This window comes from Aerosakkonema funiforme FACHB-1375 (assembly GCF_014696265.1).
GTDB classification, from domain to species: Bacteria; Cyanobacteriota; Cyanobacteriia; order Cyanobacteriales; family Aerosakkonemataceae; genus Aerosakkonema; species Aerosakkonema funiforme_A.
The window spans coordinates 1-23,328 of the sequence record NZ_JACJPW010000124.1 but is presented as its reverse complement, the minus strand read 5'-3'; the positions used below and the strand labels follow the sequence as shown (position 1 = coordinate 23,328).

The 23,328-nt window shown below is 46.6% G+C and carries 16 protein-coding genes, 1 tRNA gene and 1 pseudogene; 7 read left to right on the top strand and 11 right to left on the bottom strand.

What is annotated here, in order from left to right:
- Positions 1–115: 115 nt before the first annotated feature.
- From H6G03_RS31580 to chlP, 4 genes are all read right to left on the bottom strand, one after another.
- Positions 116–850 (bottom strand): choice-of-anchor K domain-containing protein, encoded by a 735-nt coding sequence (locus tag H6G03_RS31580; RefSeq protein ID WP_190473876.1) that lies wholly within the window; start codon positions 848–850, stop codon positions 116–118.
- A 375-nt stretch (positions 851–1,225) separates the two neighbouring features.
- On the bottom strand, positions 1,226–1,399 hold the full coding sequence (locus tag H6G03_RS31575; RefSeq protein WP_190473874.1) for a hypothetical protein: 174 nt from the start codon (positions 1,397–1,399) through the stop codon (positions 1,226–1,228).
- The gene (locus H6G03_RS31570; RefSeq protein ID WP_190473871.1) at positions 1,368–2,222 is read right to left on the bottom strand and encodes a choice-of-anchor K domain-containing protein; all 855 of its coding nucleotides are present in this window, start codon (positions 2,220–2,222) and stop codon (positions 1,368–1,370) included. Before H6G03_RS31570 ends, H6G03_RS31575 begins: the two co-directional genes overlap by 32 nt.
- 225 nt (positions 2,223–2,447) lie before the next feature.
- Positions 2,448–3,668, bottom strand: a complete 1,221-nt coding sequence (gene chlP, locus H6G03_RS31565; protein ID WP_190473870.1) for a geranylgeranyl reductase — start codon at positions 3,666–3,668, stop codon at positions 2,448–2,450.
- A gap of 175 nt (positions 3,669–3,843) precedes the next feature.
- Here chlP and yidD point away from each other — a divergent pair, with 175 nt between their 5' ends.
- The 6 genes from yidD to H6G03_RS31535 all read left to right on the top strand — a co-directional run bounded on the left by yidD (position 3,844) and on the right by H6G03_RS31535 (position 13,939).
- Positions 3,844–4,356: a membrane protein insertion efficiency factor YidD gene (gene yidD, locus H6G03_RS31560; RefSeq protein ID WP_190473868.1), complete on the top strand. Its 513-nt coding sequence runs from the start codon at positions 3,844–3,846 to the stop codon at positions 4,354–4,356.
- 619 nt (positions 4,357–4,975) lie between these two features.
- Positions 4,976–5,992, top strand: a complete 1,017-nt coding sequence (locus tag H6G03_RS31555; RefSeq protein ID WP_190473867.1) for a sulfate/molybdate ABC transporter ATP-binding protein — start codon at positions 4,976–4,978, stop codon at positions 5,990–5,992.
- A gap of 275 nt (positions 5,993–6,267) precedes the next feature.
- Positions 6,268–7,920, top strand: coding sequence for an ABC transporter substrate-binding protein (locus tag H6G03_RS31550; RefSeq protein ID WP_190473865.1), 1,653 nt, complete (start codon positions 6,268–6,270; stop codon positions 7,918–7,920).
- A gap of 53 nt (positions 7,921–7,973) precedes the next feature.
- The gene (locus H6G03_RS31545; protein WP_190473863.1) at positions 7,974–8,987 is read left to right on the top strand and encodes an ABC transporter permease; all 1,014 of its coding nucleotides are present in this window, start codon (positions 7,974–7,976) and stop codon (positions 8,985–8,987) included.
- A gap of 483 nt (positions 8,988–9,470) precedes the next feature.
- The gene (locus tag H6G03_RS31540; protein WP_190473861.1) at positions 9,471–12,665 is read left to right on the top strand and encodes a beta strand repeat-containing protein; all 3,195 of its coding nucleotides are present in this window, start codon (positions 9,471–9,473) and stop codon (positions 12,663–12,665) included.
- Between the two features lie 416 nt (positions 12,666–13,081).
- Positions 13,082–13,939: a calcium-binding protein gene (locus H6G03_RS31535; RefSeq protein ID WP_190473859.1), complete on the top strand. Its 858-nt coding sequence runs from the start codon at positions 13,082–13,084 to the stop codon at positions 13,937–13,939.
- A 16-nt stretch (positions 13,940–13,955) separates the two neighbouring features.
- Here the strand turns inward: H6G03_RS31535 and H6G03_RS31530 are convergent, their stop codons facing one another.
- Both H6G03_RS31530 and H6G03_RS31525 read right to left on the bottom strand, forming a co-directional pair.
- Entirely contained in the window at positions 13,956–14,492 is a 537-nt protein-coding gene (locus tag H6G03_RS31530) for a peroxiredoxin family protein (protein ID WP_190473858.1), read from the bottom strand.
- A 125-nt stretch (positions 14,493–14,617) separates the two neighbouring features.
- Positions 14,618–15,232: a peroxiredoxin gene (locus H6G03_RS31525; RefSeq protein ID WP_190473856.1), complete on the bottom strand. Its 615-nt coding sequence runs from the start codon at positions 15,230–15,232 to the stop codon at positions 14,618–14,620.
- Positions 15,233–15,433: 201 nt separating this feature from the next.
- Between H6G03_RS31525 and H6G03_RS31520 the strand changes: the two genes are divergently transcribed.
- On the top strand, positions 15,434–17,476 hold the full coding sequence (locus tag H6G03_RS31520; protein WP_190473853.1) for an amylo-alpha-1,6-glucosidase: 2,043 nt from the start codon (positions 15,434–15,436) through the stop codon (positions 17,474–17,476).
- 193 nt (positions 17,477–17,669) lie between these two features.
- On the opposite strand, the pseudogene H6G03_RS39905 reads toward H6G03_RS31520, so the two are convergent.
- The 5 genes and pseudogenes from H6G03_RS39905 to gshA form a co-directional block, all read right to left on the bottom strand.
- Positions 17,670–17,807: pseudogene (locus H6G03_RS39905) on the bottom strand (RNA-guided endonuclease TnpB family protein); the annotation flags it as partial.
- A gap of 92 nt (positions 17,808–17,899) precedes the next feature.
- Positions 17,900–17,973: transfer RNA gene (locus H6G03_RS31515), tRNA-Met, on the bottom strand.
- A gap of 118 nt (positions 17,974–18,091) precedes the next feature.
- Positions 18,092–20,506: a peptidoglycan DD-metalloendopeptidase family protein gene (locus tag H6G03_RS31510; RefSeq protein WP_190473851.1), complete on the bottom strand. Its 2,415-nt coding sequence runs from the start codon at positions 20,504–20,506 to the stop codon at positions 18,092–18,094.
- An 850-nt stretch (positions 20,507–21,356) separates the two neighbouring features.
- A complete protein-coding gene (locus tag H6G03_RS31505; protein WP_190473850.1) occupies positions 21,357–21,818 on the bottom strand; it encodes a tRNA (cytidine(34)-2'-O)-methyltransferase in 462 nt (153 codons plus the stop codon).
- 177 nt (positions 21,819–21,995) lie between these two features.
- On the bottom strand, positions 21,996–23,138 hold the full coding sequence (gshA, locus tag H6G03_RS31500; RefSeq protein WP_190473848.1) for a glutamate--cysteine ligase: 1,143 nt from the start codon (positions 23,136–23,138) through the stop codon (positions 21,996–21,998).
- Positions 23,139–23,328 lie beyond the last annotated feature (190 nt).

Here is a 23,328-nt window from a genome sequence, read left to right as displayed (position 1 = left end):
CAATGTCGATGCTAAGAATTTGGATGTTGTACCAATTCGGGAGAGCCAAGTAGAGGCATCATCGCATTTTGAACCCCCGTCCCTTTAGGGCTGGGGTGGCTTCAGCTTCCGCCTCCTAACTACGACGGCGTACAGCAAAGTAAATACCCAGTAGGGACACACCAACTGTACCCGCAGGATCGGGCACAGTAACCGGTTTTTCAGCCGGAATCATCTGACCGTACAAAGAAGCTTTGGCGACGCTTCCTTCTGGTGAATTGAACTCGCTCAGGATTGTTTTACCACCATTTGTAGAAAAGCCCATTAGTTTAAGGGTATAGTCGTTGCCTTGGTAATTAAATATTTGGCTGGATACCCCAGCGGTAGAAAAACGCAACCTGTCACCATCGAGAATAGGGTTACCAGTGTTGTTAGGTGTGTTCAGGATATTAAATAAAAAGTTAAATGTCTCCTCGTTAGCGAATGGAAGGGTGAGAGACAATCCTATAGTTAGCGGAAAATCACCATCGAAGTTAGAGTAAGTATATGTGCTGCCATTGCCGTAAGAGAGTGTGCCAAGGTTGAAAAGGCTGTTTGCACTGGTGCTAAAGTTTCTACCGTCGAACTGAACATAGCTGGGGAATTTGTCTGGAGACGCTATGCCCCAAGTGAGGCGGTTATTTGTACCGCCATTGTGGCTAGTAATGGAAATAGCTGATGTAGGACTGGGAGTAAGAGGAACTCCCCATTCACCAGAAGTTGTGCCTGCGAAATTTATCGCTTGTGCTCGATTTTCTAAACCTAATAATACAGCGGCGATCGCCAAAAAAAGCTTACATAGCTGAACTCTATTTCCTAATTGCAATTTCATAATTTGCTTATTCAATAGAAGTAACTTCTCAAAATTAGTAGATTTACGTACTATTGCCAAGCTTGTACTTACGTATTTATCAACTCTTTATTCAATCTTTATCGATATTTCATAAAAGGCTTTTGACAAACAGCAGAAACTCTTTTTCTTCATAGATTCTTGATTTAAGCTTTATGCAATCTTTACAAAAAACTACGCAGAAGAACTGATATTTCTGAGGTAATAAGTAGGAATATATACTTTTAGGATATATTTTTAAGCATACACAGCCCTTTTCAGGTGAGTGAGCGACAAAGAAACCCAGTTTCTCGAAAAAACCGGGTTTATGAGGTGTAATTCATAGATATCGGACATTTGGTGCAGTAATATTTGAGGCTACAGCAAATGTGCCGATCGACTGAAAACTTCTGCATACTGGCTCAACAGTAATTTTGCTAAACGAGCAGCGTAGTTTCCGCAAATATACGCAAATAGCGCCATCTCAGCTGCTTGATGAGGAAGACTGAGATTGCAGCATTTAAATGTTTCGGCTACGACGACGGATGGCAAAGTAAATTCCCAACACAGATAAACCAGCCAAAGCAGCAGGCTCAGGAATTGTCTGTTGCGGCGATTCAGGGAGTTCAGGGAGTTCAGGGAGTTCAGGCGTTTCAGGTAATTCAGGCAATTCATTCGATTCCAGAGCAGTTAGTTTCCCGTACAGGGATGCGTAGGCGACAGTTCCTTCTGGGGAGTTGAACTCGCTGACTAAAGTTTGACCGCCATCTGTAGAAAAGCCGGACAACTCCAGGGTGTAATCGACTCCATCGTACTTGAACGTCTGGCTGGATATTCCAGCCGTGGAAAAACGCAGTTTGTCTCCATCTATAACTGGATTGCCGCTGTTGTTGGGCGAGTTGAAGATGTTGAACGAGAAATCAAAAGTAGTACTTTTGCTGACAGGATTTGTCAAAGACAAAGTAATGCTCAGAGGAAAGTCGCCGTCGAAAGGATCGTAAACAGAGCCATTTTGGTAGCTGAGATTACCGAGATTGAAAAGGCTATCTACACCAGCGTTGAAGCCTATACCATCGTACTGGACATAATTGTTGAATGGGGTACAGGTCGGACAGTTATCGGTTCTACCCCATGACAGATGATTATTTATACCGCCATTCTGACTGGAAATAATCGTACTGGCAGAAGGATTTTCAGGCATTCCCCATTGACCGGAGGATGTGCCTGAGAAGGTAATAGCTTGCGCTTGACTGACAAAACTTACCAGCACAGCAGCGGTGACAGCTGCACCTGATAACCCAAAGTTGGCTCGTGGTGTGGCAATATTTTTAACTTGCCGCACGAGCGGGTTAAATGAGTGAGAATGTAAGGACATAATTCTATTTTTTGGTAGTCTGCAAACCCAAGGTACTTAATTTAGGAGCAAGTATTCAACCTTAATTACCGCGATATAGTTAACAGATAAAAGTATTAAAAAATACGGCTACTGTAGAATTTGTACTTATAAGCAAACAAAAAAGTAGGGTGCGCGATCGCATACCCTACTGCTATTAGCGGAGCTGGCAGTTTCTTGGCCTCCCACCACCAAACTTACCTATTTCTAAGGAGCTAGGGCATTACCGCGCAGCAGACTGCCGATCGTCTTGGCAGTAATTTTCATCTGAATCAAGGGATTTGCTGGCACAACTGTTTTGTATAGGTAGCTGTCAAAGGTCATTCGCTGCACATCTTTATCAGCGCACATTTCCACAAAAGCTTCGCGGGTAGCGTCGGAGCGATAAAATACGGTTTGCAGGATGTCCAGCACTTTGTAAGTGAGGCCGTATTTCTTATCCCAACGTTTCAAGTAAACTTTGAGATCGGCTTCTGTGGGGATGCGAGTACCGCCGTTAGAAAATTCGACGATCGCTTCGGCACACATCCTGGCAGACTTAGCGGCAAAGTAAATACCTTCGCCAGAAGACTTGGTAACAGTACCTGCGGCATCTCCTACCAGCGCGACTCTACCGACGACGCGGCGAGGACGGGGATGTTCTGGAATTGGGTGAGCTTCTACTTTAATAATCTCACCACCTGCCAGTTTCTTGGCAGCACGTTTGCGGATACCTGCTTGCAGATTTTTGATGTCGGCTTTGTTCACCTTCATGGTGCCGGTACCAACAGCAACGTGGTCGTATTTGGGGAAAACCCAAGCGTAGAAGTCGGTGGAAACATCGTTGCCAACGTACATTTCGGCTAGGTCTTCGTAGTAAGCCATTTTGTCTTCGGGGAGGCGAATGCGTTCTTGAAAGGCGATCGCATAATTATAATCGCCAGCATCGATGGCTTTGGCAATCCGGGAATTCGCTCCATCTGCCCCAATCACTACATCAGCTTTCAGGGTTTTCATTGTCCCCTCGGCACTGCCATCCGAGTGATCGGCATAGTGGATGGTATAAGGGTCAGTGTTGTTTGTGGGAATATCCAGTTTATAAACTGTGCCGTTAATCAGATTGGCACCTAACGAAGCAGCGCGATCGCGCAAGAAGCCATCCAGCACCTCGCGGCGGCACATACCAATATATTCTTCTTGTTTGTTTATGTTGATATCGACTTCAACGTTTGAAGGTGAGATCATTTTCATTTTTCTCACCTGCCGATCGATGATGTGTGGAGGCAGGTCAAACTCGCCCACCATACACAGGGGTATCGCACCGCCACACGGCTTGGCATTGTCTAGCTTGCGCTCGAACAGATACGTCTCAATTCCAGCTTTGGCGAGCGTTTCAGCGGCTGAGGAGCCCGCTGGGCCTGAACCAACAACAGCAACCCGTATCGTCAAAGGTTTTCTCCCAATCTCATCAACCTACAAGCTGAGATGGTATCACGGAGTTTTGAAAACCCCTACGTTACTCTTATGGATGTGAATAAAATGCAACACACCTTAATATCTCTATAAGGATCTGAATTTCGGTTGAGCGATTTGTATCTTAGGTTAGATGCACCCAATTGCACAAATGAACGCTGATTGGCTCGATTCCGGAATCCGACAGATCGCTTGCGCTTCGATCGCAGGCTATCAGAAACACATTTCTCCTCGCAAAGGTTTCTCCTGCGCTCACCGATTGCTCTATGGCGGCGAGTCTTGCTCTCAGTACGTGAAACGGACGATCGCCTACAAGGGTTTATTGGCTGCGATCGAAGCATCCCGGCAAAGATTTCAGGCTTGTAAAGAAGCTAATCGGATTCTGAGCGCCAGAATAGAAAACTCTGAATCAGAGGATGAAGCCAAACGGGAACAGACCAAAGAAAATAATACCCACAAACAAGATCGTTGCCTGACAGACGCTGGCTGGAGTTGCGTTGAATGTGGGGCTGAAGGGATAAACTGCGACGGGCTTGTTCCTTGCGATCTACCTAGCTGCGATCTGCCCGATTGCAGCTTTTGCACCTCTGGGATTGATTGTAGTGCTGTTGATTGCGGCTCTGGTTTGGATTGCGGTAGTGCTTGCGGTAGTTGCAGTTTTTGATAATGTTACCGCAATAAACCGCGCAACACCGTCAAAACTTATTCCCGATACTGTCAGAGGAAGCTACAAGCTCCCTATCTGAAGATTTGTATACTTTAATATTTAGATTTATTTAATATTTAAGATTTTTATTATATTCAGGGCATTCTCAATCAAGAAGTTAATATTTCTCCCCAGCCCGATTTGCTACGCTCTGAGAACGACTAAGTATGCTTACTTTCAGCGGATAAAATATTTTAACACAAATATATGAAAGTGCCAATTCGCTCGTTTATCGCGCTATCCGAAAACAGGACGATCGACCTGTCATCCTTAAAGTTTTAAAACAAGATTATCCTACACAAGCATCTCTAATCAGATATAGTTCAATTACAGCAATGGAAGGAAAAATTGCTAGTAAATCTTTTTGACAAGAAATTCAAAAACCCGCTTATCTTAGGTATTGAGTAAGCTTTATATGAGATAATACTACATAAATTGCATCGGGTAACGGGAGATTCTCTCAATAGAGATGCAATTTTTAGGGTCAAAAGGCGATCGGTCACCCAGGATGTCGGCTTACAAAATGTGGTTTGACTGAGATAACGTTGAAAATGGCGCGTCAGAGAGGTTCTTTTCTGTGGGTATCGTTGTTGAGAATGTATCTAAGCAGTTTGGTAGTTTCCAAGCAGTTGACCGAGTTAACCTGGAGGTAAAAAGCGGCACGCTGGTAGCGCTGTTGGGCCCATCCGGGTCGGGTAAGTCAACCTTGCTGCGGTTAATTGCAGGTCTGGAAAAGCCAGATAGCGGCAGAATCTGGATTACTGGTAAGGATGCCACCCATACTAGCGTCCAAGAGCGCCAAATAGGATTTGTGTTTCAGCACTACGCTTTGTTCAAACACATGACTGTGCGTCAGAACATTGCTTTTGGTTTGGAAATCCGCAAACTACCAAAATCTCAGATCGAGGCGCGGGTGCAAGAACTGCTGGAACTAATTCAGTTGAACAGTCTGGGGAATCGCTACCCCTCCCAGCTATCCGGCGGTCAAAGACAACGGGTCGCCCTAGCAAGGGCGCTAGCAGTCCAACCTCAAGTGTTGCTGCTGGACGAACCATTTGGTGCCTTAGATGCCAAAGTCCGTAAAGACCTCCGCGCTTGGTTGCGACGCCTGCACGACGAAGTTCACGTCACCACAGTTTTCGTTACCCACGACCAAGAAGAAGCAATGGAAGTTGCTGACGAAATCGTGATCACCAATAAAGGTAAAATCGAACAGGTAGGCACACCAGCCGAGATTTACGATAACCCAGCCACACCTTTTGTGATGAGTTTCATCGGTCCGGTGAATGTATTGCCCAGTACATCCCACATTTTTCAACAAAGCGGGATGGAATCTACCCAGTCGGAAATCTTTTTACGTCCCCACGATATCTTAGTGCAACGAGAGCCAAACGGAAATACAGCTCCTGCCAGAGTCGCTCGCTTGATTAATTTGGGTTGGGAAGTTCAAGCCGAATTAATATTAGATGACGGTCAGGTGGTGACGGCGCATCTGAGCAGAGAACGGTTTAACGAGTTAGAACTGCAACCGCAACAGCGAGTTTACGTGAAACCAAAGGGTGCCAAATCGTTTCCGCTGTACTATTCCATCTAAATTTCACTCTCAGCAGTTCTGCCGTCAGCATACAGCCTTTTATCCGGAGTCCAAACTCTGCAATACGTACTCCTTTTTTAGTCGTTGGTTGGTTATATTAAATACCCCTCTTGCAAAAGTACACCTGCGCCCTCAGACTTAAGTCTGGGGCTATACAAACAAAACTTGCCTACGCAGTTTTCGTTCGTGTAACCGCTATTTACAATCGCCAGTATTTTTGCCAGAGGTCTACTGACTGCTGACGGCTGAGAGTTTTTCGGAAAAGAATGGTACTAATGAACTGGTTTCCTGTATCCTCCCAACAATTGCGTTCCTTTGCAAAATTTTTCGGTCTGTTTTGTCTGTGTTTTTTTCTAGTTATCAGCTGCGGTAAACGCCCAACAGCCACTGGGCCAAATACTTCGACCAATACTGGTACTGGCAGCGATCGCCTTACAATAGGCACAACGCTCAAACCCCGCACCCTCGATCCGGCTGACGCATACGAACTCGCCGCTAACAACGTCCTTTACAGCTTGGGCGATCGTCTTTACACTTACAAACTAGGCTCTGACGAAATCGTACCGCAACTCGCTACAGCACTTCCCAAAATCAGCAAAGATGGCTTGACTTACACTATCCCATTGCGTCAGGGAGTTGTTTTTCATGATGGCACTCCCTTCAACGCTGAAGCAATGGCTTTTTCTCTAGAACGTTTTATTAAAAACGGTGGCAAACCTTCATCGCTTTTATCGGATATCGTTGCATCTGTAAAAGCTACTGGAGAATACGAACTCACCATTAACTTAAAGAATGCCTTTGCGCCGTTTCCATCACTTTTAGCTTTCTCCGGTGTCTGCGCCGTCTCGCCAAAAGCTTACGAAATCGGTAATGGTAAATTCATTCCTACGAAATTTGTAGGAACTGGCCCTTACAAATTGGTTCAGTTTACACCGAACTCAATCCGCCTCGATGTTTTTGATAAGTATTGGGGTGAAAAACCAGCGAATCGGGGAATTGATTTTCAGATTCTCAGCAGTTCGGTGAATTTGTATAATTCTATCACTACAGGTAGTGTAGACATTGGCTATCAAAGTTTAGAACCGGAACAGATTGTCGGTTTGCAAGATGGCTCGAAAACAGGCGGATGGCAAGCGATCGAAGCCCAAGGTAATGTGATGAATTATATGGTATTGAATACCAAACAGAAACCTCTGGATAAACCGGAAGTCAGACAGGCGATCGCTTCTTTGCTAGACCGCAAACTGATTAACCAGCGCGTTCTCAAAAACCAGGGAGAACCTGCTTATAGCATGATACCTAAAACATTCGATGCCTATAAGCCAACATTTGAACAAGCTTATGGCGATGGCAATATTACCAAAGCTAAAGAACTCTTAACTAAAGCTGGATTTTCAAAAGAAAACCCCCTCAAGTTAGAAGTGTGGTATTCTTCAGGTTCCGCAATTCGTCAGCAGGTTGCCACTTTGTTGAGCGAATATGCCAAACAACAACTGGAAGGCATAGTTCAAATTCAACCCCAAACAGTTGAATCGGCAAGTTTCTTCGCCAACATTCGCAAAGGAATTTATCAAAGCGCTTTGTTAGATTGGTATCCGGATTTCACAGATCCTGACAACTACATTCAGCCTTTATTGAGTTGTTCTAAAGGCACAGAAGCAACAGGTTGTCAAGAGGGAGCGAGTCAAAGTCAAGGGTCATTTTATTATAGCGATCGCATGAATCAGCTAATTAAACAACAACGCGCCGAACAAGACCCGCAAAAGCGCAAACAAATCTTTGCTGAAATTCAAGACCTCCTAGCCAAAGATGTACCCCTGATTCCTCTCTGGCAAAGTAAAGACTATGCTTTTGCTAAAAAAGGATTGTCAGGCGTTCAGCTAGATCCAATTCAGCAACTACCCCTCTGGGAAATTAAGAAAGCTTAGATTTTAGAGTTTCGATTCAATCTAAAATCTAAAATCTCAAATCTAAAATCGCTATGTCTCGTTCCAAAGCCCTGCAATATTACATTATTTCGCGTCTGCTACTAGCTCCCCTGATGCTGTGGACGATCGTCACTTTGGTGTTTTTGCTCTTACGAGCAACTCCAGGCGATCCGGTAGATGCAATGTTTAGCAGTCGCGTACCAGATAGCGTCAAAGAGGAATTTCGTCGCAGCTTAGGATTAGCAGATCCTTTGTGGTTGCAGTACTTTCGGTATATGGAATCGTTACTGCATTTCGACTTAGGCAGTTCCTTCACAATTCCCGGTCAATCTGTTTGGGGAGAAATTCAACTATATTTCCCAGCGACGTTGGAATTGGCAGCATTCAGTATGGCGATCGCACTCATCGTAGGCGTTACCTTTGGTGCGATTTCTGCCTCAAATCCCAACAGTTTTTTGGATGTCGGCGGACGTTTGTTTGGGATTATCACCTACGCCATTCCCCTATTTTGGTTTGGAATGATTCTGCAATTGATTTTCGCCGTGCAGCTGCGCTGGTTCCCGCCCAGCGGGCGCGGGCCTTCACCAGAAAACATAACAGGAATATACACGATCGATAGCCTCCTGAGCGGCGACTTCGGTCAGTTGCTGACATCCCTGCACCATTTGGCTCTCCCCTGCTTAACATTAGGTATCTTGATCAGCGGTATTTTCGAGCGCATTGTACGGGTAAATTTGAAGCAAACCCTGCAAGCGGATTATGTAGAAGCCGCCAGAGCCAGAGGAATTCCGGAAAAGCGCATTTTATGGTCTCATGCGCTCAAAAATGCCTTAATTCCAGTGATTACGATTTTGGGACTTACTTTTGCCTCAATGCTGGGAGGAGCGGTATTAACTGAGGTGACGTTTTCTTGGGAAGGATTGGGGCGTCGTCTATATCTGGCGATTTCCGAACGAGACTACCCCACAGTACAAGGAATTATGGTATTTTTTGGTGCGATCGTCGTGACTGCCAGCATTTTGATTGACATCATCAATGCCTACATCGACCCACGCATTCGCTACTGAAGGGAGAGGGAGAGCCAAAAGTCAAAAGTCAAAAGTCACTCATTCAAAATTCCTCCCTCTTCCCGACGCCCTTTCTTTTGACTTTTAACAACTCTTAGCTAGCTGGTGGCGAAGTGCTACCAGCTTTTTCAGTAATATTGAGATTAAAAATTTAAGTTTTTATTGAGAACCGTAGTTTCACATAGATGGATCGTAAAAATTAGCTAATCTTTATCAATAGGCTTTAAGATTAAGCCCTAATTGAAATTTTTAATCATTCCCATATCAGAGAAAGCCCGGATAAATTTGTTTATTTAATCAAACCAAATCCTTAAATATACTGGTTATTTCTAAATTCAACTTAGCGCCCAAATTAGCCAGGATTAGATCGGATTTTTTGAAATTATTTTCCGGATGCAACTTCAAACACGAAGGAAGAAGATTTAGAGATCTAAATTCCAGGCTTTCATCTGCTCGATCGCTAAAATAATTAAAGGATAAATTATGGCTACTAATCCGATAACTGGTGTATTGGGTCGTAACTTTGGGTATACCAATGACACGACAGGCATAAACGCTTTTAAAGCCGAGTGGCTTACAGCTGCCCAAAATCAAGGCATTCAAATATATGGAACCAGTTTCAACGGTATACAAACCGACTACCTTACAACAACTGCCCAAAACAATCTAAATTTTTCCAACGGTAGTACAGTAAGTTATGGCGACGAATACGGCATGGGGGTCGCCAATGCTTATTACGGTTGGTGGACTGCCACAACCAAAGTGCGGGCGGAAATCAACTATAACCCCAACACCGGACAATCCGAAACACTAACTTACAAATGGGCTCCTAACAAAACAATTCAAGATGCTTTTATTGACCTGAGCTTATTCGTTCCCAAAAGTGCTGAAGGAGCAGGCACCGAAGTCGGTTTCTTACAAGCTTTCAAAAATGGCGCTCCGGTGTCGGTGACAGGCGTTCGGATGGTCAATGAGAATACCGTCAGCGGTACTCAGACCTCCATCCAAAATGCTACCAACGGAGTCACTTTCCTCGCCGATGATGGCACTAATGGAGATTTCAAGTTTAAGGTATTTGGAGCTTTTGACGAACTGCGATTTTCCTCCAAAGCCTATGCTAACCCAAGCGCTACCCAACCCACCTATACAGATTCTACCGGGACTTACATCAGCGATAGTTCTGACTACCTAGTTCAACAAATCAAATATACCGGAACAGAAGAAACGATCGGTTCTCTTCAATTTAGCAATCCCGTCTTCACCGTTAACGAAAACGGCACGCCTGTAGCAGCAGTGACAGTTACTCGCACGGGCGGTAGTTTTGGCGCAGTATCTGGTACAGTTAACCTCAGTAACGGCACCGCTACAGCTCCTGGTGACTACACTAGCACCCCCATCGTCGTCAATTTTGCGGATGGAGATACTGCACCCAAAACTGTCTTGATTCCTATCACTGACGACACCCTGATCGAACCGACAGAAACTATCAACTTAACCTTAACCAATCCTACAAACGGTGCCACGATTGGGACGCAGAATACCGCTACCTTAAACGTTGTAGACAACGATACCAGCCTTCAGTTCAGTCAACCTGTCTTCAGCGTCAATGAAGATGGTACGCCTGTGGTAACCGTGACGGTGACTCGCACTGGCGATACTACCGCAGCAGTTGGTGCCACAGTTAATCTGAGCAATGGCACTGCCACAGCGCCTGGTGACTACACCAACAGTCCTATTACAGTTAATTTTGCTGCTGGGGATAATACGCCCAAGACTATCACTATTCCTGTTGTTGACGACACTCTGGTAGAAGGCAACGAGACTATTAATTTAACCCTGACTAACCCCACTGGTGGTGCCACAATTGGGACGCAGGGTACGGCTACCTTGACTGTGATAGACAATGACACTCCCGGCACAATTCAATTCAGTAACCCGCAATACGTCGTTGGCGAAGATGGCACGCCTGTATTAGCTGTGACGCTCAATCGCACTGGAGGTAGTGCGGGAGCAGTCTCAGCTACAGTTAACCTCGCTGACGGCACTGCTGTTGCTCCGGCTGATTATGCCAATAACCCGATCGTAGTCAATTGGGCAAATGGGGACACCGCATCCAAGATTGTCACCATCCCCATTGTTGACGACACTCTTGTGGAACCGGACGAGACAGTCAATTTAAGCTTGTCCAACCCCACTGGCGGTGCCACAATCGGAACCCAGAATACTGCTACCCTGACTATTTTGGATAATGATGTACCGCTAATCAAACCAGTCGTTTTTGTTGCCGCTCTCGATCCCGTCGCTGGGGAACCCGGTCATCCAGATGGAAACGGTGCATTCCAGTTCGCACGCACTGGTGGCGATATCACCCAACCCCTCACTATCCGCTATACGACCACAGGTACAGCTACTGCTGGCTCTGACTATACACCGTTAACTGGAACTGTGACGATCGCTGCTGGTAGTGCAGTCTCTGCTCCTGTCACCATTACCCCCTTGACCGATAGCATTAACGAAGCGACAGAATCGGTAGTTGTAACTGTAGCTGAAGATATCGCTTATCAGGTCGGTTCGGCAGACTCAAGCACAGTCAGGATTGCAGAGAGTAATCCATTGATCGTTCCCAACGGGGCTGGCTCCATCCTTCGTTATAACTCTAGTGGAACGTTACTGGGTAGTTTCAATAACTTTACTACTGCTGTTGCTGGGTCTGCTGCTAACGACATCTTAGTCGCACAATCAGGTACTTACACGGAACCGGGCACTGTAACGATCGACAAGCCATTAACCATACGCGGAGCAAACGCAGGTATCAGTCCCACCTCCGGTTCCCTAAATGCCCCATCTGTTGTTAGTGGGCCTGCTTCCCAAGCTGTTTTCACGCTTGCTGGTGGCCTCAGTAACGTTACTATTGAAGGGTTGCGGATTCAGACGAATAGTGAAAACGCGATACGACTGCAAAGTGCTGGTAGCAATATCGTTGTTCGTCAAAATGAATTTTTTGGGCCTGGGGGAACTAATACCAGCATTGTCTATCTTGATGCCAACGGTGCAGCTGGTTCATCAGCAAGCGTCATCGACAACTTAATTCGCGATGTTACTACTGCTCCCGGCAGCGTTACCAGTGGCGTTCAGGCATTCAGGTTTGACACGGTGACAATTACCGACAATCAGATCGCTAACCTTACCGGCCCGGGTGTAGCTGCCGATGCGATTACTGGTATGGGGATAATTAACCATAACACGATTAGCAATATTGCTCAGCAGGGTATTCAGTTGGCGGGTGGTAACGCCACGATCGACAACAACGATATCACCAATGCCAACACCAGCAGCGCTGCTGACCGGGGTGGTATCCGCTTGCGGAGTTCTGGCCTTGTTCCCGGCCTAAATCTGGGAACGGTGGATGTACTCAGCAACACGATTACTAACTCTTTCAACGGTGTGGCGATCGCAAATGGAACAAGTGTCCCCGCTACTGTGGCTATCAATGACAACAATTTAATCGGCAACGCGAATGCTGCTCTCTACCACGGCGGTAGCGGCACGCTCGATGCTACCAATAACTGGTGGGATTCTAACACCGGGCCGATTGTGGGCGGCACAGGAGTTAACCACATTGCTGGGGCTGGTGCTGGGCTTGTCACTTACAACCCATTTTCTACCACACCTATGTAGGTAGGATAGGCAGTAATTAGCCACTCATACTATTAGTGTTGTAGAGACGTTGCCTGCAACGTCTCTACAGTTTTATAGAAAGCGATCTCCTCTGGGAACTTCCCAAAGTAGAGCTTCGTTTACTTTCTGCCTCCGCTCTTCTCAGTATCAAGCACACCGGGGCGGAAATTTTCGCCTATGTCAGGAATTATTAAGCTTTTCGTTAAAACTTTATCATATTTCCGTAAAATCAGCTGTATTTCTACGTAAATTTCCGTAAAATAAATGGCTGGTTGCCTTAATAAAATAAATTTTTTCCTTACTTCATGAATTCTTTATAAGAAGTTTACCATAACTTTATAAAATCTTCATTAGGATTTAATTGAAAAGAATTGTCTACGTAATTTTACAGAGGAATTTGAGCCAGAGGAAATCGCATGACTGATTACTCGGAAACAGGGAATAAAAACTCGATCGCTTTTCTGATAGAGAATTTGCTCGATCTACTGAATTTGGATGATGACATCGTTTACGGTGGGGATAGCAACGACAGTATTTTTGGTGGAAGCGGCAACGACCTTCTCTACGGACAAGATGGCGACGACAATATTTATGGGGAAACTGACAGCGATACGGTTTATGGAGGTAATGGTAATGACTGGCTAGAGGGAGGAGACAGCAACGACTATCTTTATGGTGAAAACGGCGACGATATTATCTTCGGTGGCAACAATGATGACTTTATAGACGGAGGATATGGTAACAACTACCTATTTGGCGAAGCTGGTAACGACAGTATTTATGGTGGGAATGGTTTTGACTATTTAGATGGAGGCGATGGAGACGATATACTCTCTGGGGATGCAGACGACGATCTTATTTACGGTCAAGCAGGCAATGATATCTTAACAGGCGGTTCCGGTTACGATCGATTTTTATATGCCACAGGCGCTCCTTCTATTGTGGTTGAGCTTGGCATCGATACCATCACTGACTTCACCCCTGGGGAAGACAAAATTGTTCTGGACAAGAGTATGTTTTTGAATCTTACCAGCATTCCCGGTATTGGTTTTAGCAACCCAGAAGAGTTTGCGGTAGTCGGTAGCGATGTAGAAGCAGCCACAAGCAGCGGACTAATTGTTTATAGCATTGCCACAGGCAATTTATTTTATAACGAAAATGGGAATTTAGAAGGCTTGCGGACAGGAGATATTAACGTAAATCCGTTTGCTTGGCTAACTGAAAATCCGATAATATCAGCTACAGACTTCGAGATCCAGGTGCTTGATGCCTAACAACTGCTGTTAACAATTAATCCCATATCTTGAGCAACTTTTCAACAGAGGCGTTGGGGGAAAGGAAAGAAAACAGATGCTTATAGATAAGTTTTCCTTGCTTATCTATAATAAACTGCGCTGGTAGAGGCGCACCTAGCGCTTGACCAACTTGATAGGCGCGAAAAACAGAGCAACTAGAGTCGCTGAGCAAAGGCATTTTCAAACCCAAGTCTTGCACAACTATTTCGCTCTGCTCTCTGTCTGTACTTGTAATCATCAAAACTTCAGCACCTCTGCTGGTAAACTGCTCGTAGTTTTCGTTGAGTGCTTTAATGTGGGGATAGCACAGAGGGCAGTATTGTTTTTCCGTAAATATTCGCGTAAAAGCAATTACAACAGGTTGCTTTCTTTTATAATCAGATAAACTGACAGGACGTTTGTGGGTGATATCGGGCAAATCGAATCCTGGGGTTGTTTCTCCCAAATTTATCCCATTACTGGCAGGTATAGGTAAGAAATTGCGGAAGAAGCGCTCGTTTAACAAGCCGCTAAAGTCTGTGGAAGTTAGCATAATTCAACCAGAAATTCAGCGATTGTAAACAATTTTACACAAATTTCAACCCCAACATTACTAGCTTTGAAGTTATTGCCATCCTGTTGGGGTTTACAATCTACAAAAAAGTCCTTTGCCTAAATTTAAACAGCGGCGGCAAAATAGACCTTGGATTTAACTGGGTCGGGAGTCATTGTCTTGTCACCCGGTTGCCAACCAGCGGGACAGACTTCATCTGGGTGAGATTGGACGTATTGAATAGCCTTTAAGGTTCTCAGGGTTTCTTCAACGCTGCGACCAAACGACAAGTTGTTGATGGTGGCGTGCTGAATAACGCCTTCTTTGTCGATGATAAACAAACCGCGCAAAGCTACTCCAGCTTCCGGATCGAGAACGTTGTAAGCAGCGCTAATTTCTTTTTTGATATCGGAAACCAAGGGATAGTTCAGGTCGCCAACACCACCGGACTTACGATCGGTTTGAATCCAAGCTAAGTGGGAAAATTCGCTGTCCACAGAAACGCCAAGGATTTCGGTGTTGATTGACTTGAATTCTTCGTAGCGATCGCTAAAGGCTGTGATCTCAGTTGGGCAAACAAAGGTAAAGTCGAGCGGATAGAAGAATAAAACTACGTACTTACCGCGATAGTCAGACAGTTTAATCGTCTTGAATTCCTGATCGACCACAGCCGTTGCAGTAAAATCGGGAGCAGGCTGACCAACCCGAAGGCATCCTTCGGCTGCGTAAGTTAAGGGCATGAACGGATTCTCCTTACTACTAGATAGTTATGCTTTGAGTCGTACACAATAGCAGGTAAGGTAGTTAGAGGCTTACCGACAGGCGCAACGACCGATCGCTTAGGTCGCGACTTCAAAGGCTGGCAATATTTAAGGCCGCTCTAGAAGTCACTTTTACGAACTGTTACAACTATATCATACTCATAACGATTTTGAGTAGCAATGGACAATTTGGATACGCGAGAATGGCTGCTGACAAATGGTTTAGGCAGTTTTGCCAGCGGTACGGTTAGCGATGCCCGTACCCGCACTTATCACGGTTGGTTAATAGCATCTCTCGATCCACCCAGTCGGCGCACCTTATTGCTGTCTCACATAGAGGCGACAGTGGAAGTAGGAGGGCAAGTTTGGCAGCTGGGAACGAATTTTTGGGGAGATGGTACGATCGCGCCTTTGGGATACCAGCACCTGCGTTCTTTTGCGATCGACCCCGTACCCACATGGATATGGAGTGGGAAGAACTGGCAGCTGACCCGTCAGTTAGTGATGCCTTATGGATTGTTATCTTCAGGGGAGAGTGGGAAAACATCCAATCCTCAGTTTTGCAACCGCACTTTGATACAGTATCGTTATGAAGGCTCATGGGCAGCCATTTTGAGGTTGCGACCGCTAATTGGCGATCGGGACTTTCACCACCAGCAATTAGGCGAACCGGGATTATATTTTTCTCAGTTAGTGATTCAGCAGCAAGTCACTCTGCAAGCGAGTAAGCTCGATTGGGTGGGAACGCCTTGGCATTTGCGCTGGAGCGACGGAGACTATCAACCGGAGGGCGTCTGGTACTGGAATTATAGCTATCCGGAAGAGACGCGGCGGGGTTTGGGCGGACGCGAAGACCTCTATAACCCAGGTTACTTAACAGTTACTATACAACCGGGAGCAGTCCTCATCCTGGAAGCAAAAGTGGGATGGCCCGATCCTGGGGCCGATCGACTTAGTGCTTTGGAGTTTGAGCAAGCTGTGCAGGCTCAAGAGGAGAGAGTAGGAGAGTGGGAGAGGGTGAGAAGGGAAAAATTTCTCAATTGTCAATCCCCAATGCCCGATACGGACGATATTTGGCATCAGCTACTAAAAGCAGGCGATCGATTTATTGCCTACCGAGCTTCAATTGCGGGCCCGACTGTAATTGCAGGTTATCCGTGGTTTAACGATTGGGGACGGGATACGCTGATTGCTTTACCAGGACTGGCGCTGACAACTCAACGCTTTGATTTGGCAAAAGGATTGCTGCAAACCTTCGGTCGTTACTGTAAATCGGGCTTAATTCCCAATACTTTCCCTGATGCTGGCTCTGAGCCATTTTATAACAGTATCGATGCTGCCCTTTGGTGGATAGAAATACTGGGACTTTACTTAGAAGCAACACAGGATTGGGATTTTTTGGTTGAGCAATATGCTGTGGTGCGACAGATATACAAAGCTTTCTGTGGCGGTACTATTTACAACATTCAAGTCGATGCTACTGATGGGTTGCTTGCTTGGGATGCTGTTGGTGTCGCCCTTACCTGGATGGATGTGGTGATTGACGGTCAACCCATCACACCTCGGCGGGGCAAACCGATCGAAATCAATGCCCTATGGTACTCGGCTTTGTGTTGGGCGACCGAGTGGGCCAATCGTTTGGCAAGGGAAAAGCAAGACAAGCGGGAAAGCTTTCTCAAACAAGCGGAACGCTACACCCTGCAAGCAGAACAGGTTAAGGTATCGCTCAAACAGTTTTGGAATCCGGAAACCGGCTATTTTTACGATACGATCGAGCCGGATTCCCGCCCCAATCCCCAGATTCGCCCGAATGCTGTTTTAGCCCTGTCTCTACATCATTGCGGGTTTGCGGAGGAGCGAGCTCGTCAGGTGTTGCGGGTGGCACGCGATCGTCTTTTAACTCCTTACGGTTTACGCAGTCTCGATCCCTCCGATCCAGATTATATTGGGCGTTATGGTGGCGATTGCATTCACCGCGATCGCGCCTACCATCAGGGTACGGTTTGGAGTTGGCTGATTGGGCCTTTTGTTAGAGCTTGGAAACGCTTTTATCCCGATGCGCCACTACCCTTCGATTGGCAACTTCTACAGCAACACTTTCAAAACGAGGCTTGTTTGGGTTCGATTTCGGAAATTTTTGACGGCGATATTCCCCATTCTGCCCAAGGAGCCTTTGCACAAGCTTGGTCAGTTGCGGAAATTATGCGCCACTGGCATGACTGAAAGTGATTCAGTATCCGCCCCTTAAGGGCGGACAGAATTTCAATCAGTATGAACTACCCCGCCGCAAGTGACGGACGGGGTTTCTAAAATCCCATCCGAATTACGACAAGATTTTTGACGTTTCATCTGCCCAAGTTGCCGCATCGAACCAGTATGCTTACGCTTTCCAGTCGAATTGGTAGAGCTTAGACATTGGTTTGTACACAATGGTTAAAGTAGTAGGATTCCCCCACTGTTTAGCTTTACCACGCATTTTAAGCGTGATGCCTAAATCATTGAGAGCGACACTACCATTCTTACCATTAGTATTGGCTTTCCAGCCAGATTTGGCTAGCGACCCCCTAATTTTTCCCCGCTATCCATCCCCACCACTAAGAGGGATGGGGAATTTCGCGGTTTTGTTAAACTGAAAACTTCTGTAAATGGCTCAGGTCGGATTTGAACCAACGACTTCAGGCTTATGAGTCCCGCGCTCTAACCAACTGAGCTACTGAGCCATGTGTTTCTAGACCTTTATTAATATAACATAAACTTCTCAAAAATTACTAGCCCTTCTGCAAAAAAAGTGGGGAGTCGTTTGACTCCCCGATTATGGCTGATGCGATCGCTAAAAAACTAACGACGGGGTAGGAAAGCCATTGGGTTAACAGCACCCTGTCCTGGTGGATGGATCTCAAAGTGACAGTGAGGGCCTGTGCTGTAGCCTGTGCTACCCATAGCGGCGATCTGTTGACCTTGCTCAACCACTTGCCCTTCTTGGACAAAAATGCGGCTGTTATGACCGTAACGGGTCAGACTGCCATCAGAGTGTCTGATGTCTACCAAATTGCCATAGCCACCAGAATTCCAGCGTGCGTAGACCACAACCCCAGGAGCAGAAGCCACAATAGGCGTTCCGGTAGGAGCTGCAATGTCAATCCCCTTGTGCATCCGTCCCCAGCGGCGACCGAACCCTGACGTCAGGACGCCTCTAGTAGGCCAGTTGTACCCGTTAAAGTTGGGGTTTACGCCATCAGGTAGATAGTTATCCGGGCCTTGAAGGGGAGGTAACTCAGGAGCCACCATTCTCGGTGCCGGTTGATTGTAGGGTTGATATACTTCCGGCCCCAGCGGAGCGGTAGCAACCAGTTGCTGCTGTCTTTTAGCTGGAACTGCCCCTGCTTCGGGTACTGGAATCTGAATAGGAGCCTGTTGAGATGGCTGTCTTGCAGGTCTTTGGATTTGTGTCTGTAAAGGCTCGTTATTCTGATTCCGGCTCAACTCCGGTTTGACAGGACTGGGAGAATATGTCGAGGAAGGGCGCGGTTCGGGAGTGGGAGAAGACGGTGCGAACGCAGGTGTCGGATTTGGTGTTGGATAAGGCCGACGCATTGATGTCATGCGTTGCAGCGTATCGCTCCCTTGCTGATGTTTGTATTGCTCCCGAAGTTGCAATATTTCAGCCCGCAAGCGCTCGACGTAGGGGTTATTTTGCTGATTTGAACTGGCTTGCAGCCCCTGGTTCGGCTCGTTCTCGGCAAATAGGGAAGGTTCACCTGAAGGTGTGTTTAACTGGAAGTTCTTGCCAACAGGAACCTCAGATGTCTGCTTTGTTCTAGATATATGTTCTGGAACTTCGTATTTAAGACCTTTGTACCCAGGCGGTACAGCGTCTGTGCCAGAGCTAGCTGATGCTGAGGCGACAGGGGCGCTGGGAGTCCAATTTGCTGGGGGTACTGTAGGAGCTGAGATATTATCTACCGCAGTAACGGGTGTCAAAGCGGTAACGATCGGTACTTTAGCTTTTGAGGAAGCACTTGACCGATTGCGAGCGGCAAAATTGGGAGAAACGGGCTCAGACTCAAAGGGATTTGCCGCTGGCACAGGAGCTGTTACTGCGCTCGACTGAGATTGCGGAATGGAGATTAGCTGTGCAACCTGAATGTGGTTGGGATTGTCTAAATCGTTGGCTTTAGCTAGAGCGGATACACTCATGCCATAATTGCGGGCGATCGTACCGATGGTGTCCCCTGGTTTAACCTGGTAAACCATTGTCGGTGCGGATACAGCTGGCTGGGATACTACACTTGCTTCCCAGACTTCTGGCGCTGGTTCCGCAGCTGTATCAACGGGCGATGCTTTTGTTACTGCTGGCTCAACCGCTGCCAACTTGGGTTGCCAATTAGGCACTTCTACAGAAGCAGGGGCTTGTTCGACTACAGGTTTCAAATGCTCCGCAACTACAGCTGGTGCAGCAGGCTCAGAAACTTGAGCGGATGTATTTTCTAACTCCTCAGACTTCCACTCCGCCAAACTGGCTCTCAAACGGTTCGATGACTCTCTCAGACGATTGAGAGCCACTGCTTGTTTTGCCCTTAAAAGGTTGTTGACATCATCGGCAGCAGCTGTAGCCGATTCGCCTGCCATAGCGCCAGATGCTTCTGGTGCCGCAGATTGTCTGGATTGATTTTGTCCGACGTTGTAGGATTCGGACTGGGAGGTAACGATATCGCCTACCTTGATGTCGTTACTGATGCCATCGTGCGAAGTACTTTTCGCTGTTGCGGTGGAGCCGGGACGATCGTTTGTGGCTGTGTTGTCTGGCTCCACCCGGTTAGTGTTTTCAGACTGGTTGAACGTAACCTTTTGAATCGGCTCGGACTCTCTAGCGGCACTGGTTTCTACGCCAGTCGGTTGCCATTCTTGTGCTTTATGGGACTGTAGCAGGGGTAGTTGCTGAGCCGCTTCGGCTGTTTCCGGTGCCGATTTCGCTTCTAAAGCGGTGACTGCTCCTGCCTCTCCCTGCACTGAGGGAAGTGTTGATAAAGCGCTGTTGCCCGCCCCAGGTTCGGTGGCCATTGCGCTATCGCCCTGCTGTGGAATTAACAGGCTAGACGCACCCATTGAGATAGCCAAGCCAATCATGGCAGCAGAGGTGCGAGCCCGACGGTTAACCTCTGGTGGAATGGGCTTTAGATGTCCCACCATTGCAGAATTGTCTACCTCACAGGCAGGGATTGGATTAACCTTTTGCGTCAATGCTCGTTTCAAAAAACGACCTCCTACGATCACTAGCGTTTAACTGTCCCTGATGGATGCCGTCTAAGTTTACCTATCAATGATTCGGATCACTTCTTTGAACCGATCTGGATCACTTGCGGTAAACATACTTAGGCAAGGTTACCCTGGTTTTTGAATTTAGACAAGTTTACAAGACTTAATAAATTTTGCCTAGCATATTTCACCTGCCAGGGCTACCTTTACGAGACTGTGACAGGGCATGGAGTTTGGCTCTGTTGTGAAAGTGCCGGGATACTCCTGCACCAACTGAGGCACCATAGTACCGCAGACATTTGCCCTGTTGTAGTGAAGACACACCATCAATAACAAACAAGATTTTGCCTGAAAAGACAATACAGACAACCAACTTTTCTGTGTTGTGACTTTTGTAGCACACCCTCTGAAATACGTATACAGTGTTGGTTTTAACACAGATCTAAACCTAATCCCTATCAAACTACAACCGTAGAATTGAGTAGGTTTCCAGATTTGCTGTAGGGCATCACTGTAGGTACTCAAAAGCGAATAGGAGTTCTGCAACAACTTACTACATTTTTTTGGCTAGGTGAGAAGCGGCCTTTTTAAAATGAATAAAATCTATCAATTGAGCAGGCCCTGACAAGGGGGATAACGATAGAAATTTCTTATCTTAGCCAAACTAAATCTTTTCTGTGGATAGTGCATGATTTGGGAACTTCGATGTGGAATTGCGTGGGTTTTTTTGACTACACCTATAGTCAGGCAGTCCTCAGCCCGATCCGGATCGGCGGCATATTCATACACTCATATGCAGATATAGTATCGATCGCCTTTCGGAACTAGAAATAAGCAGGTATAAAATTTATCCCAATTGTCCGAGTTGCCGACGAGCTTCAAACAGCCCAACTGCGACACTAACGGAAAGATTCAAGCTCCGCACACCGGGTGACGCCATCGGTATGCAGACAGTTTCCGCACAAGCCTTCAGTACGTGCGGCGATAATCCTGTGGTTTCGCTGCCAAACAAAAGCCAGTCATTATTTTCAAATGGGAAGCTAACATAGCTGCACCTTCCGGAAGTGCTGAATCCAATCCATCTTCCCCCGCGTTGGCTGTGAAAGGTTTGAAAATCTTCGAGGCTTTGGTGATAGTGCAACTTCACGTATGGCCAGTAATCCAAACCTGCTCGTTTAAGATATCGATCGGTAATTTCAAAGCCCAGCGGCCCTACCAAATGCAATTCTGTGGCCGTGGCAGCGCAGGTTCGGGCAATATTACCGGTATTGGGGGGTATTTGTGGGTTAATTAAGACAACATACGGCATGAGGCTTAAAAATAGTCGGAATCAGACATCAAGTAAACAACCTCGCTTGGATAAAATCTACCCGAAGGCAGAGGTTTATTATATATATTTTTTATATGTTTCTCTAAAATAGAATCGATTAAATATTCTGATGCCCGACAGGAGCATCAGAATGAGCGAAACAGAAACTGGGGTAGCTTAAGCTACTAAAATCTCCTGGCAAAGCTTATCTTCCAACTCTCCTTCTTGGAAAAGCATTGCTTGGATAGCTCCAGAGATAACGCGGCGAACATCCATACCTTCTCGGTGTAGTTCGATCCACTGAGTTGCTGTATTACCTTCGCGGAGAATTTTGGTCAGGGGAGAGAGAAAACAACTGAAGCCTTGTTCTCTGGCAACAGGTAAAACTTGCTGGTAAAGTTCCATTATCCAATCTCGTGCCAATATCTCTCTGCCATCGTGCCAATGTCTGAGGGAGGCATTTAGACTATCCCGTGCAGCAGCAGCTTCGTTAGCATCGGTAAGGGAGGTCAGATCGTCTGAGGATAATTGACTTTTTTCTAGGGGATCGAGGCTGGGATCGGCCATCATTTGTTGGAGACGCGCCTCTAACAATGCTGTGACTGCCAGCAGAGCGATCGGATCGACGATTAAATCGCAAATTCGCAATTCCAGCCTGTTGAGATCGTAGGGACGCCGATTGCCATTCGGTCGGACAGATGACCAGAGATGGCGGACATTCTGCATTGTCCCGGCAGCTAGTTGAGCTTCTGTCCACTGAATAAAGTGAGCGTGGCTTTCAAAGAGGGGCACATAGGCTGGAGTTTTGGGGAAAAGCCCCCAGCGGGTGGAATGATAGCCGGTCGCCTTACCGTCGAGAAAAGGAGAAGAGGCACTTAAGGCGAGGTAGAGGGGTGCTTCCACGCGGATGAGGCGAATGGCCCGCATCAGTAATTCTGGATTGCTGATGCCGATATTGATGTGGATGCTGGCAGTAACGACGTTAGTGCCGTAAGTGTTTTCGATGTAGGTGTGGTAAGGGTTGTTGGGATCGGAACGCCAAAAGCGATCGCTCGGTCCTAAAGATAGGGTACTTCCCGGAATGAGAGTGTAGTCGCCCAAGCGTTTTAAATACGCCCGCAGTCGCTGGCGAGGACGCACTAAGGCACACAACAGCCGATCGTAGGAATACAAAGGAGCGGTAGTGTATTCCACATTGCGGCTATCTGGCTCTGTGACAAATCCGTCCAGGTTTGCCACAATCTTGTCTGAGAGGCCAACAATATCTCCTTGTGGCGTCCCGGTATACATTTCAACTTCAAAGCCTTTAGATAGCAGCACGGTTTCTCCTTGGCTGGGGAATGGGGAATGAGGAATGGGAAATGGGGAGATGTGGAGAATTCTGCTACGTAGAACTTATACATTGCCGGATATAATTGGACAACGCTGTCTACTTCCTGTTTCTACCAAGGGTGTCGGCACGCAACTTGTCCACAGGCGTTTAGTTCAGGTTTAGCCAACCTTACTTTGT